Annotated in this window: 10 protein-coding genes and 3 tRNA genes; 6 read left to right on the top strand and 7 right to left on the bottom strand. The window is 71.0% G+C overall.

What is annotated here, in order from left to right; translation table 11 throughout:
• Positions 1-132: 132 nt before the first annotated feature.
• Positions 133-930 carry a maleylpyruvate isomerase family mycothiol-dependent enzyme gene (locus ACSYGN_RS21095; RefSeq protein ID WP_460397879.1) on the bottom strand — a complete coding sequence of 266 codons (798 nt, stop codon included), beginning with the start codon at positions 928-930 and terminating at the stop codon, positions 133-135.
• Positions 931-1,126: 196 nt separating this feature from the next.
• On the opposite strand from ACSYGN_RS21095, the gene ACSYGN_RS21090 reads away from it, so the two are divergent.
• Both ACSYGN_RS21090 and ACSYGN_RS21085 read left to right on the top strand, forming a co-directional pair.
• Positions 1,127-1,561: a putative zinc-binding protein gene (locus ACSYGN_RS21090; protein ID WP_460397877.1), complete on the top strand. Its 435-nt coding sequence runs from the start codon at positions 1,127-1,129 to the stop codon at positions 1,559-1,561.
• Positions 1,539-2,330: a YwiC-like family protein gene (locus tag ACSYGN_RS21085; RefSeq protein ID WP_460397875.1), complete on the top strand. Its 792-nt coding sequence runs from the start codon at positions 1,539-1,541 to the stop codon at positions 2,328-2,330. The genes ACSYGN_RS21090 and ACSYGN_RS21085 overlap by 23 nt, the downstream gene beginning before the upstream one ends.
• Before the next feature lie 192 nt (positions 2,331-2,522).
• Here ACSYGN_RS21085 and purL read toward each other — a convergent pair whose 3' ends face one another.
• Genes purL through purS form a run of 3 tightly spaced genes read right to left on the bottom strand, consistent with a single transcriptional unit; the run spans position 2,523 to position 5,742 of the window.
• Positions 2,523-4,781 carry a phosphoribosylformylglycinamidine synthase subunit PurL gene (gene purL, locus ACSYGN_RS21080; RefSeq protein ID WP_460397873.1) on the bottom strand — a complete coding sequence of 753 codons (2,259 nt, stop codon included), beginning with the start codon at positions 4,779-4,781 and terminating at the stop codon, positions 2,523-2,525.
• Complete coding sequence (gene purQ, locus ACSYGN_RS21075; protein ID WP_460397870.1) at positions 4,778-5,482, bottom strand: phosphoribosylformylglycinamidine synthase subunit PurQ; 705 nt, start codon at positions 5,480-5,482, stop codon at positions 4,778-4,780. The genes purL and purQ overlap by 4 nt, the downstream gene beginning before the upstream one ends.
• Positions 5,479-5,742 (bottom strand): phosphoribosylformylglycinamidine synthase subunit PurS, encoded by a 264-nt coding sequence (gene purS / locus ACSYGN_RS21070; RefSeq protein ID WP_460397868.1) that lies wholly within the window; start codon positions 5,740-5,742, stop codon positions 5,479-5,481. Before purS ends, purQ begins: the two co-directional genes overlap by 4 nt.
• A 364-nt stretch (positions 5,743-6,106) precedes the next feature.
• Between purS and ACSYGN_RS21065 the strand changes: the two genes are divergently transcribed.
• The 4 genes from ACSYGN_RS21065 (at position 6,107) to ACSYGN_RS21050 (ending at position 7,096) form a co-directional block, all read left to right on the top strand.
• Positions 6,107-6,424: a histone-like nucleoid-structuring protein Lsr2 gene (locus tag ACSYGN_RS21065; protein WP_460397866.1), complete on the top strand. Its 318-nt coding sequence runs from the start codon at positions 6,107-6,109 to the stop codon at positions 6,422-6,424.
• Positions 6,425-6,636: 212 nt separating this feature from the next.
• Positions 6,637-6,708: transfer RNA gene (locus ACSYGN_RS21060), tRNA-Gly, on the top strand.
• Between the two features lie 81 nt (positions 6,709-6,789).
• Positions 6,790-6,862, top strand: a tRNA-Gly gene (locus ACSYGN_RS21055).
• A 158-nt stretch (positions 6,863-7,020) separates the two neighbouring features.
• Positions 7,021-7,096: transfer RNA gene (locus ACSYGN_RS21050), tRNA-Gly, on the top strand.
• A gap of 138 nt (positions 7,097-7,234) precedes the next feature.
• Here the strand turns inward: ACSYGN_RS21050 and ACSYGN_RS21045 are convergent.
• The 3 genes from ACSYGN_RS21045 to ACSYGN_RS21035 form a co-directional block, all read right to left on the bottom strand.
• Entirely contained in the window at positions 7,235-8,134 is a 900-nt protein-coding gene (locus tag ACSYGN_RS21045) for a phosphoribosylaminoimidazolesuccinocarboxamide synthase (protein ID WP_460397864.1), read from the bottom strand.
• Between the two features lie 84 nt (positions 8,135-8,218).
• Positions 8,219-9,853 (bottom strand): N,N-dimethylformamidase beta subunit family domain-containing protein, encoded by a 1,635-nt coding sequence (locus ACSYGN_RS21040; protein ID WP_460403618.1) that lies wholly within the window; start codon positions 9,851-9,853, stop codon positions 8,219-8,221.
• Positions 9,854-10,017: 164 nt separating this feature from the next.
• Positions 10,018-11,865 (bottom strand): M48 family metalloprotease, encoded by a 1,848-nt coding sequence (locus ACSYGN_RS21035; RefSeq protein WP_460397862.1) that lies wholly within the window; start codon positions 11,863-11,865, stop codon positions 10,018-10,020.
• Between the last annotated feature and the right edge of the window lie 235 nt (positions 11,866-12,100).

Below are 12,100 nucleotides of genomic sequence, written 5' to 3'. Positions count from 1 at the left end.
GCCGTCGCACATCTACGCCATCGACGGCCGTCGGTCGCGGCGCGTGGGCACGGCTACGTCGTCGATGGCATTGCTCGTCGTCGACGGCACGGCTACGTCGTCAGTGGCACGGCTACGTCGTCGATGGCACGGCTACGCCATCAGAGGCAGCAGTCCGGTGAGGTCGGCCCGCTCTCCGCTCGCGCTCACCTTCCCTTCCTGGACCGCGTCCCTCCAGTCCGCGCGGCCGGTGGCGAGGCGGATCCAGGTCAGCGGGTCGGTCTCGACGACATTGGGCGGGGTGCCGCGGGTGTGCCGGGGGCCCTCGACGCACTGCACCACGGCGTACGGCGGGACCCTGACCTCTGTGGAGCCGCCTGGCGCCTTGGCGGCGAGGGCGTCGGCGAGGAGCCGGGTGCAGGCGGCGAGGGCCTGGCGGTCGTACGGGACGTCGAGAGAGGGAACGGCGGCGTTGAGGTCGTCGGTGTGGACGACCAGCTCGACAGTACGGGTGACCAGGTAGTCGTCGAGCGACAGGGCGCCCGCGTTGGTCTCCAGGATCCGGCTGCCGGGATGCTCGTCGAGGAGGCGGAGCAGGCTCTTCTCGATGCCGGTGAGGTAGACGTCGAGGTCCGTGTGCTCCGCTGCGGCACGGCGGGCGAAGTCGGCGATCGCGGCGGAGTTCGCCGAGGTCGCGAAGGGCCAGTCGAGGAGCACGGCGGTGCGCTTCGGCGGTGCGGGTCGCTCCAGGGCCCGATGGACGGCGGTGACCGCCATGCCGATGTGCGCGACCAGCTCCCGTACGGTCCAGTCCCCCAGCCGGGTCGGCAGCGCCAGTTGCTCGGGGGTGAGGGCGCTTGCGGCCTCGCGCACGTTCCCGAGCTGGGCCAGGACCGCGGCACGGGTCCTGGCGGGGTCGTAGGTCCGTGCGCGCTTCCTGGGGGTGGGCATGGCGGTGAGCCTAGTGGTGGCGGGAAGTGGGACGGAGCTTGGGACTGGAGCCCGAGACCGGTGGCCGACCGGTGATCGGTGGATGACGCACGTATGTTACAGTCCGAAGTTGGTAGAAACGAACAATATTCGTTTCTATTGCCTGCCGTGTTACACCCGCGCCCGAGGGCCGGGGCTTGGCCCGAAGGGACTCCCGTTGCCCAAGCGTCGTCGCGATCTCCCGCTCGTCTACTCCTGCTCCGGCTGCTCCAGCGCCGCGCAGATGACGAACTGGATCGCCGTCCAGCTCGACCGCCGCGGTGTCGCGGAGATGTCCTGCATCGCCGGCGTCGGGGGCGACGTACCCAGCCTGGTACGCAAAGCGACCAGCGGGCGGCCGGTCATCGCGATCGACGGCTGTGTCCTCCAGTGCGCCCGCAACTGTCTGGGCCGCCACGACGTGACGCCCACCGTGCACCACCTGCTCAGCGACGACGGTGTACGCAAGAGGCTCGGCGAGGACTTCGACGAGACCGAGGCCCAGCAGGTCCTCGACGGCATACTCGTCCGACTGGAAACGGCCCTCAACGACAAGCCGGACAAGCCAGACGAGGCGAACGAGGCGGCCTATGCACCGGCAGACAACGGCTGAGTCAGCAACGGGACGACGCGCGACACCACAACACCCTGCTCCCGCCCGGCGACGCCGGAAGAACCAGTGGGTCCCTCCGCAGCACGGCGCCTGGGCCATGCTGCTGGTCCCCTATCTCGCCGGTCTGATCGAGGTCGGCGCCTCCTGGGTGCAGCTTCCGCTGCTCCTGGCCTGGGTGGGCGGCTATCTCCTCTCATACTTCGCCCTGCTCGCCGTCAAGACCCGCCGCCCCGAGCGCGTCCGCACCCAGCTCCTGGTCTACGGCGGTGTCACAGCCCTGTCCGGCCTCACGGTCGTCGTCACCTGCCCGCGGCTGCTGCTCTTCGCCCCGGTCTTCGCGGCCGTACTCGCCGTGAACGGCTTCTTCGCCAGGGCCCGCCACGACCGCGCCCTCGCCAACGGCCTGGTCTCGGTCCTGGCGTCGGCGCTGATCCTGCCCGTGGTGGCGGTGGCCGGGGGAGCGTCACCCTGCCAGGTCACCGGCACGTTCCTGGTGACGCTGCTCTACTTCACCGGGTCCCTGCTGTTCGTCAGGACGACGATCCGGGCCCGGGGCGACCGGCGGATGCTCACCGTCTCCCTCGTCTTCCACTCCGTGGCGCTGGTGGCAGCGGCCTCGCTCGCGCTGCCGTACGCCCTCCCCTTCACCGGCTTCCTGATCCGCGCGGCCGTCGTCCCCCGCCGCGCCCTGTCCCCCCGGCAGATCGGCATCGTGGAGATCGCCGCCTCTCTCGCCCTGCTGGCGACGGTGATCTGGGTGACGGCCTGACAAGACGCCACAGCCCGGTACGACAGGAGGTCCTGCCCGGCAACGGGCGGAACCTCCTGTTTGCCGTGGCGCTGAGCGGCCCGGCGAAATCGACTACGGTTGGTCAGCGCCCAAGGGGCGCGGGGAACTGCGCGACCAGCCGCGACGGCCCGCAGACGATCCACGGCCCATCGCGGCACTTCCCGCGGAGCGCTACGCCAGCAGCGCCGGGATCGTCCCCTCGTGGAGCTCGCGGAGGTCGGCCAGGGGGAGCGCGAACTCGCCCTGGACCTCGACCGCGTCGCCGTCGACGACACCGATACGAGTCGCCGGGAGGCCCCGCGCTCCGCACATGTCGTTGAAGCGCACCTCCTCCGAGCGCGGCACCGCGACGATCGCGCGGCCCGCGGACTCGGAGAACAGGAAGGTGAACGCGTCGAGCCCGTCCGGTACGACCAGCCGCACGCCCTTGCCGCCCAGCAGCGCGGACTCCACGACCGCCTGGACCAGACCGCCGTCGGACAGATCGTGCGCGGCGTCGATCATGCCGTCGCGGGAGGCGGAGATCAGGATCTCGCCCAGCAGCCGCTCACGCTCCAGGTCGACCTTGGGCGGCAGCCCGCCGAGGTGGTCGTGGACGACCTGCGACCAGGCCGAGCCGCCGAACTCCTCACGGGTGTCGCCGAGGAGATAGAGGAGCTGGCCCTCCTCCGGGAAGGCGACCGGGGTGCGGCGGGCGACATCGTCGATCACGCCGAGGACCGCGACCACCGGGGTCGGGTGGATGGCGGCATCACCGGTCTGGTTGTAGAGGGAGACATTGCCGCCGGTGACCGGCGTGCCCAGCGTGAGGCAGCCGTCGGCCAGGCCGCGCACGGCCTCCGCGAACTGCCACATCACCGCGGGGTCCTCGGGCGAACCGAAGTTCAGGCAGTCGGAGACCGCCAGCGGCTTGGCACCCGTGGTGGCGACGTTGCGGTACGCCTCGGCCAGCGCCAGCTGCGCGCCCGCGTACGGGTCGAGCTTGGCGTACCGGCCGTTGCCGTCGGTGGCGATGGCGATGCCGAGGCCGCTCTCCTCGTCGACGCGGATCATGCCGGAGTCCTCCGGCATGGCGAGGACGGTGTTGCCCTGCACGAAGTGGTCGTACTGCGAGGTGATCCACTTCTTGGACGCCTGGTTGGGCGAGCCGACCAGCTTCAGGACCTGGTCCTTCAGCTCCTCGGCGGTCGCCGGGCGGGACAGCTTGTTCGCGTCGTCGGCCTGCAGCGCGTCCTGCCAGGACGGGCGGGCGTAGGGGCGCTCGTAGACCGGGCCCTCGTGCGCCACGGTCCGCGGGTCGACCTCGACGATCTTGCCGCCGTGCCAGTAGATCTCCAGGCGGTCGCCGTCGGTGACCTCGCCGATGACGGTGGCGATGACGTCCCACTTGGCGCAGATCTCCAGGAACCGGTCGACCTTCTCCGGCTCCACGACCGCGCACATCCGTTCCTGCGACTCGCTCATCAGGATCTCCTCGGGGGAGAGCGTCGAGTCGCGCAGCGGTACGTCGTCGAGGGTGACGCGCATACCGCCGGAGCCGTTGGAGGCCAGCTCGGAGGTGGCGCAGGACAGACCGGCCGCGCCGAGGTCCTGGATACCGACGACGAGCTTCTCCTGGAAGGCCTCCAGGGTGCACTCGATGAGCAGCTTCTCCTGGAAGGGGTCGCCGACCTGCACGGCGGGCCGCTTCGAGGGTTTCGCGTCGTCGAAGGTCTCGGACGCGAGGATCGACGCGCCGCCGATGCCGTCGCCGCCGGTCCTGGCGCCGTAGAGGATGACCTTGTTGCCCGCGCCGGAGGCCTTGGCGAGGTGGATGTCCTCGTGCCGCATCACACCGATCGCACCGGCGTTGACCAGCGGGTTGCCCTGGTAACAGGCGTCGAAGACGACCTCGCCGCCGATGTTGGGCAGGCCCAGGCAGTTGCCGTAGCCGCCGATGCCGGCGACGACGCCGGGCAGGACGCGCTTGGTGTCGGGGTGGTCGGCGGCGCCGAACCGCAGCGGGTCGACGACCGCGACCGGGCGGGCGCCCATCGCGATGATGTCTCGCACGATGCCGCCGACGCCCGTGGCCGCGCCCTGGTAGGGCTCGACGTAGGAGGGGTGGTTGTGCGACTCGACCTTGAAGGTCACCGCGTAGCCCTGGCCGACGTCGACCACGCCCGCGTTCTCGCCGATGCCGACGAGGAGGGCGTCGGAGTGCGGGGCCTTCTCGCCGAACTGGCGCAGATGGACCTTGCTGCTCTTGTACGAGCAGTGCTCCGACCACATCACCGAGTACATGGCAAGCTCGGCGCCGGTCGGGCGGCGGCCCAGGATCTCCACGATCCGCTCGTACTCGTCCTTCTTCAGCCCGAGTTCGGCCCAGGGCAGCTCGACGTCGGGGGTCGCGGCCGCATGCTCGACCGTGTCCAGAGGCGTCCGGCTCATACGTTGACCAGCTTCTTGATGATCGAGGTGAAGAACGGGAGTCCGTCGGTGCGTCCGGTGCCGATCAGCGGCTCGACGGCGTGCTCGGGGTGCGGCATGAGGCCCACGACGTTGCCGGCCTCGTTGGTGATGCCGGCGATGTCGCGGAGCGAGCCGTTCGGGTTGCCGTATCCATCAGCGGCTTCGCCGCGGACCACATAGCGGAACGCGACCCGGCCCTCCGCCTCCAGCCGGTCGAGCGTGTACTCGTCGGCGACGTACCGGCCGTCCATGTTCTTGAGCGGGATGTGGATCTCCTGCCCGCTCTCGTAGTCCGCGGTCCAGGCGGTCGCGGTGTTCTCCACGCGCAGCTTCTGGTCCCGGCAGATGAAGTGCAGGTGGTCGTTGCCGAGCATCGCGCCGGGCAGCAGATGCGCCTCGGTGAGGACCTGGAAGCCGTTGCAGATGCCGAGGACCGGCAGCCCGGCCCTCGCCTGCTCGATGACGGTCTCCATCACCGGCGAGAAGCGGGAGATGGCCCCGGCGCGCAGATAGTCGCCGTAGGAGAAACCGCCGGGCAGCACCACGGCGTCGACCTGCTTGAGGTCCTTGTCCTTGTGCCACAGGGCGACCGGTTCGGCGCCCGCGAGCCGGATCGCGCGCCGGGTGTCCCGGTCGTCGAGACTTCCCGGGAAAGTGACGACGCCAATACGAGCGGTCACTTCGCGGCCCCCGCCACTTCCTCCACCTTGACGGTGAAGTCCTCGATCACGGTGTTGGCGAGGAAGGATTCCGCAAGATCATGGATGCGGGCGAGCGCGGCGTCGTCCACCGGCCCGTCGACTTCCAGCTCGAATCGCTTTCCCTGACGGACGTCGGAGATGCCTTCGAAACCGAGCCGCGGCAGTGCGCGCTGCACCGCCTGGCCCTGGGGGTCGAGGATCTCCGGCTTGAGCATGACGTCGACTACGACGCGTGCCACTGGCACTCCCGGTGTGTGGTGCTGAGCAGGTCCCTTCAGACTACCTGCCAAAATTTTCTACTCGGGTAGCGTTGGAGGAACGTACGTGACCGGCATCACGGTCCGGCGCCCTGCGGTGGCTCGTACGAAAAGATCCGGGAAAGATCCGGGAGCGACCTGGTGTTCCTATTGCGTGGCGCCACTCCGCGAGGTGTCGAGCGGTTTTAGGTGGCCTTCACTTTGCAATGCCGCGCACTTTACAAATGAATTGCCGTGCGCTGATACTTTCCCCATTAACAGCGGACAGCCGACATCTCCGCAACAGTCCCGGCACGTCATCCGACATACGCCGGCGCGGGGATGCCGCACGAAGGGACCGATATTCGTGGCGCAGAAGGTCGTGGTCACTCTCTTTGACGACATCGACGGCTCGGAAGCGGCGGAAACGATCGCCTTCGGGCTGGACGGCAAGTCGTACGAGATCGACCTGAATGAAGCCAACGCCAAGAAACTGCGTAAGGCGCTCGCGCCGTACGTGGAGGCAGGCCGCAAGCGGTCGAAGTCGGGCAAGACGTACCGGCAGACGGAGGTCGCCCCCGACCCGGCGGCCGTCCGCGCCTGGGCCCTGGCCAACAAGATGGACGTGCCGGCCCGCGGACGGATCCCGAAGAAGGTCTACGAGGCGTTCAGCGCGGCTCAGTAGCCGTTCGCGGCGCTCCGAGCCGGCAGGCGGCGGTCTCTCCTCAGGGCGTGTCAGCGCGCCCTGAGGGCAGCCGCGCCCTGAAGCCGGCGGCCCCGCGGAACCCGGCTCGTAGGGGCCCTGAGCAACCGACTTGCGCTACCCCCCTGCAGATCAGCTAATGTCTGGAGCACGCCGAGGGGCGAGGCCGAAAAGCCGAAGCCCACGGAGTACTTGCGGGTGTAGTTCAGTAGCAGAACATCCCCCTTCCAGGGGGAAGGCGCAGTGTGCAATTCCTGTCACCCGCTCTGCATCGCCGGTCCCGACCACTCCAGTGGATCAGGTAGGCTGGTGCCCGCGCCGATCGGTGAGAGCCGGTCGGAGGCAATGCGGACGTAGCTCAGTTGGTAGAGCGCAACCTTGCCAAGGTTGAGGTCGCGAGTTCGAGCCTCGTCGTCCGCTCGGGAATCAGACCCCGGTCCAATGGGCCGGGGTTTTTCTTTGCCTGATCAGGCAGACGTTGCCGCAGAGGCGGCGGCGCGGCTGTGAAGGTCACCACAACGGATGGGGCTCTGTCGCCCGCGACGTTGGGTATAGTTGCTCTCACGCCACGGCGTAGTGCGGACGTAGCTCAGTTGGTAGAGCGCAACCTTGCCAAGGTTGAGGTCGCGAGTTCGAGCCTCGTCGTCCGCTCCAGTGAAGGCCCCCGGGAAACCGGGGGCCTTTCGCGTTGCGCCGACTCCGAGCAGCTCAGACCTGCTCGGACCTGCTCGGACCTGCTCGGATCCACTCGGATCCACTCGGATCCGCTCGGATCAGCGCAGGCCGGTGCCGTCACGCCCAGCTGGTGCCGGTCAGCCGCTCGTACGCCTCGATGTACTTCGCACGTGTGATGTCCACGATGTGCTGGGGCAGGGCGGGCGGCGGCTGCTCGCTTCGGCGGTCCCAGCCGGACTCGGCCGAGGTGAGCCAGTCGCGGACGAACTGCTTGTCGTACGACGGCTGCGGGCGGCCCGGCTGCCACTGGTCGGCCGGCCAGAAGCGCGAGGAGTCCGGGGTGAGGGCCTCGTCCGCGATGACGAGGGTGTCGCCGTCGAAGCCGAACTCGAACTTGGTGTCCGCCAGGATGATGCCGCGGTCGCGGGCGATGTCACGCGCACGGCCGTACGCGCCGAGCGTGGCCTGGCGCAGTTGGGCGGCGGTGTCGGCGCCGACCTGGCGGGCCACCTCCTCGTAGGGGACGTTCTCGTCGTGGTCGCCGACGGCCGCCTTGGTGGCGGGCGTGAAGATCGCTCCCGGCAGCTCCGAGCCGTCCATGAGGCCCTCGGGGAGGGCGAGCCCGCAGACCGTGCGGGACTCCTGGTACTCGTCGAGGCCCGAGCCGGTGAGATAGCCGCGGGCCACGCATTCCACGGGGAGCATCCGCAGGGATTTGCAGACCAGTGTGCGGCCCGCCCATTCGGCGGGCGCGCCCTCGGGCACTTCGGTGCCGAGGACGTGGTTCGGGACCAGATCGGTGAGCTGGTCGAACCACCAGAGGGACAGCTGCGTGAGAATGCGGCCCTTGTCGGGGATCTCGGTCGGCAGCACCCAGTCGTACGCGGACGTACGGTCACTGGCGACCATCACGAGGTCGCCCGCCTCGTTCTGGTACAGATCGCGCACCTTCCCGGTGTGCAGATGTACCAGACCCGGAACCTGGATCGGCTCGGGCTTATCGACGAATCCGGACACGGTTCCTCCCCGTGGTTCTGTCCAAGTGGCTCGATTCTCCCGTATCGGGACGGCCGGTGGCGGCGAGGGGCCCGGGAACCGGCCTCAATCCCGTTTGCAGATGCGGTCCAGGAGGTTGGCGGTGGCCCGCTGGATGCGGGCGTCCGCATGGCCGGGGCGGTCCAGCGCAGGTGACCATGCGAACGTCCCGGATGCAAAGACGAGGGCGCCGGACGGGGCCCGGTAGAGGGATGTCTCCTGGTGCCTGCGGGCACCCTTGGCGTCGGTGTACGGGGAGTGGGCCAGCAGGACGCGCTCGTCGTGCGCGGGAAGCGCGGTACGCGGGAAGTAGCGGTCGGCCTCGCCCGCGACCAGCCCCTCGATCCCGTCGCCCTCGTACGCCCCGGTCGCCTCCCACAGCCAGTGGCCGGCGTTGCGGACGATCAGCGGATACGGCTCCGGGACGCTCCCCGCGTACTGGATACCGACCAGTTGCTGCTCGGGCCGGTCGATCTCCCGCCACACCACCGGCCTGCCCGGGCCCTTCCGCTTGCGGCAGGTCAGCAGGCGGCCGGGGACACCGGACGGGGAGTCCGCCAGTTCCACCTGCCAGTACAGGCTGTTGGCGGACAGGAAGACCAGCGAGACCCCGACGTCCCGGGCCCGCTCCACCGTACGGCGCATGTTCGCAGACCAGTACTTGTCGTGTCCCGGGAAGACCAGGGCCCGGTACCGCGTGGGGTCCACCCGGCCGGAGTGCAGATCACCGGCGTCGGCGTAGGCGAGGTCGTAGCCGTGGCGCTCGGCCCAGCGGATCACGTCGTAGGCGTGGCCGACGTGCAGCGGGAGGCCCGCACCCGCGTAGGGCCGGTCGAAGGAGACGGTGGTCGCCGCCTCGGCCTCGCCGAGCAGCCGCCCCTGCTCGTCCCAGGCGTGGTAGAGGCTGGCGCCGGTGCAGCCGTCCTCCGGGTAGAGGTTGTACGCCTGCCAGGTGACGTCGGGCAGCACGAGCAGCAGATCCGCCGGCCGTTCGTCGCGGACCGTGAAGGGCAGGTGGGAGCGGTAACCGTCGGCGGTGGTGAGCACGGCGACATATGCGCCGGGGCTCCAGTACGACGGGACCCTCAGCCGCCAGGACAGCCACCAGTGGTGACAGGAGACGGTCCGGTGCGCGGTGAGCGGCGGGGGCTGCACTATGCCGGACAGCCGGGGGCTGGTCACGATCCTGGCGGCGCCCTCACCGCCGTAGTGGCCGATGCGGTGGATGTCGACCGTGAAGTCCTGGGGCGGGTCGACCGTGACCCGGAAGTCGATGGTCTCGCCGGGGGCGACGGCGCCGGTGGAGGTGAAGCCCTTGATCTGGCGGTGGACGTCGTCGGAGCGGCGGAGGGCGGCGAGGAGGGGGTCGGGGGTGGGGTCGGTGGTGGGGGTGAGGGTGAGGCCGTGGCTGTGGAGCGGGTCGGTGGTCCGGGCGGCCGTGGTGACGCGGACGCCGGAGGCCATGGCGGCGGGTCCGGCGGGGGATGCGGCGGGCCCGGCGGGGGATGCGGCGGGCCCGGCGGGGGATGCGGCGGGCCCGGCGGGGGGTAAGGGATCCACGTACCAGGGAACCAGGAGGCCGGTGCCGTCGAAGTAGGTCTCGCTGCCGCGCAGCCAGGGCAGCGGGGCCTGGCCGAAGGGGTCCGTCACGGCGTGCGCGAGCGCTCCCGACTCCCAGCGGCGGAATCCGTCCGGCCCCATTGCCGTCCCTCCCTTGTCGTACGGCTGTCCGTACGGCTGTTCGTACGGCTGCCGTACGACGCACAAGTCCGTACGTCCCCTGTGCGCGTCCGGCCCCAGCACATCACATACCGCACGCATACTGTCACCGATCGTCGCCGCCCTTCGCCCCCGCAGCGGCGGGGTCAGACGAGCCGCACCGGCTTCTCGGGGCGTATCCCGAGATCCGTCAGCCACTCCCGCAGCGGTGCCGGATCGCCCTCCTCGACGAGGGTGAGGACCCGGGACCCCAGATCGGCCGCGCGCTCACCGCCGACGAGGAGGGACGGGCCGTCCAGCCAGTCCAGTCCGGGGGTGGCACCGGCGGTGTCCACGGCGGCGCAGCACACCATCGCGGTGACATGGTCGGCGAGCAGGTCCCGCCCGGTGCGCGGCGGCTGGAGGGGGAAGAGGGGCAGGGTGCCGTCGTCCCAGAGCGGGAGCGGGGTGCCGGAGCCGGGGCCCGCATCGGCACCGGCACCGGCTGGTCCCGGGTGCTGCCGTCCCGTCGGTGCGGTTGCCTCTTCCCTGGCCAGCTCGGCGCTGAGCCCGGCGGCGAGGACGGCGCCGCGTTCGGTGGTCTCGGGGGCGTCGGGGGCGTCAGGGGCCTCGGGGTCGGAGCCGGGACCGGGGCCTGGATCGGCGGGGGCCGTCTGCTGCGACGTACGGCGGTCGGCAGCGCCCGGGCCGGCCGGGTGGTGGTCGGTGCCAGGACCCGTCGAGAGGTGGTCGAGGACGCGGGCCAGGGTCGGGCCCACGGAGTGCGGGGCGGCCGGGCCCGTGTAGCGGCGGACGCCAAGGCGGTCGAGGACCCGGTGGAGGCGGGCCGCGTCCGTGCGCCAGGTGCGGTCGACGACCTCGTCCGGGTAGTCCTGCCAGTCCACCGGCGACCAGTCCGGGCGGTGCTCGGCGGGGCCGCCGTGGAAGAGGCGCGCGGCGAGCAGCGAGGCGGCCTCGTCCACCAGGCCGGGCTCCTCCAGCAGATCGCAGGCAGGGCGCTCGCCCAGCCGGGAGGCGAAACCCTCCGCCAGCCGGTCACGCCGGGACAGCTCGGTCAGCGCCGAGACCACGCCCGCGTCGAGCCGGGAGGGCCAGCGGCCCATCCGCCAGGCGGGCAGGGCGACCCGGGTGAGCAGCCGGTCCCAGCCCGCGTAGGCCAGCCCCACCTGCTCCTGGGCGACGATCCGCAGCCCGTAGTCCACGGCCTGGGCGCGCGTGGCCGCCGCGGCGGCCACGCCTCGCTCCATCTCGGCGGCGTCGTCCCGGCAGCCGCGCAGCAGCAGCCGGGCCGTCCAGCCGACACCGGCGAGCGCCCAGCGGGCCACGGGCCGCCGTCCGGGCGCCGCGCACACGGCCACCGCCGCGTCGAGCCCCCGTACGAAACGGCGGGCGGCGGCTATGTCGGGGTGCGCGGAGGGTCCCGTACCGGCGACGACCGGGGCGAGGACGGCACGCAGCTCGCCGACGCGCATCCACCACAGGAAGGGCGAGCCGATGACCAGCACGGGAGCCGCGGCCGTACGGCGGGCGCCGGGAACCAAGCCCGGGGCACCGGCTATCTCGTCGTGGTGGGCGCGCCGGGGCGGGCCGTGGGCCGGATGCGTGCGGTCCTCCAGCCAGCTGTCACAGTCCGGGGTGAGCGCTATCGCGGACGGCGCGGGCACGTCGAGCCGGTCAGCGAGGTCGCGGACCAGCCGGTACAGATCGGGGGCGGACTCCTCGGCGACGGGGACCGTGGGGCTGAGGGCGGGGCGGGCACGGGCGACGACGACGGCGATGCCGAGGGCCGCCAGCAGGACGACGGCGGCGACGACGCTGGTGACCACGCGGGCCGCGTCCCAGCCGCCGCCGACGAGGTGGTCGCTGGTGGCACCGGCGAGCAGGATCACGGCCAGGGCGGCGGGCAGCAGGGCGACTGCCACCGCCCGGCTGCGCACCCGCAGCACGGCGAGGGCCCTGGCACGCGCGTCCGGCGCACCCGACTCGACACCCATACCGGTCACCTCTGGAAGTCCCCCCTCCCTGCCGTCCTGCCCGCAACCGTGCCGGCTCTGCTCATTCCCCCACTGTGACACCCGTCACTGACATCGCAATGCCGGTGGGCCAAGTGCCGGACCGCTTGCGCGGCACCCTAGTTGGGGCCTCGTCCTCCGTCAGCCGGATAAGGCCATCGGTCACCCGATGGAATGGCTTTGGTCAGAGGTGGGGGACGAACGGCAAACGATCAGG

The organism is Streptomyces sp. YIM S03343 (assembly GCF_054729195.1).
This window is presented reverse-complemented; position numbering and strand designations above follow the sequence as displayed.

Coding starts and splice junctions, on each gene's coding strand:
- ACSYGN_RS21095 (WP_460397879.1), bottom strand. CDS start 930: ATGCCCACCCCCAGGAAGCGCGCACGGACCTACGACCCCGCCAGGACC.
- ACSYGN_RS21085 (WP_460397875.1), top strand. CDS start 1,539: ATGCACCGGCAGACAACGGCTGAGTCAGCAACGGGACGACGCGCGACA.
- purL (WP_460397873.1), bottom strand. CDS start 4,781: ATGAGCCGGACGCCTCTGGACACGGTCGAGCATGCGGCCGCGACCCCC.
- ACSYGN_RS21040 (WP_460403618.1), bottom strand. CDS start 9,853: ATGGGGCCGGACGGATTCCGCCGCTGGGAGTCGGGAGCGCTCGCGCAC.
- ACSYGN_RS21035 (WP_460397862.1), bottom strand. CDS start 11,865: ATGGGTGTCGAGTCGGGTGCGCCGGACGCGCGTGCCAGGGCCCTCGCC.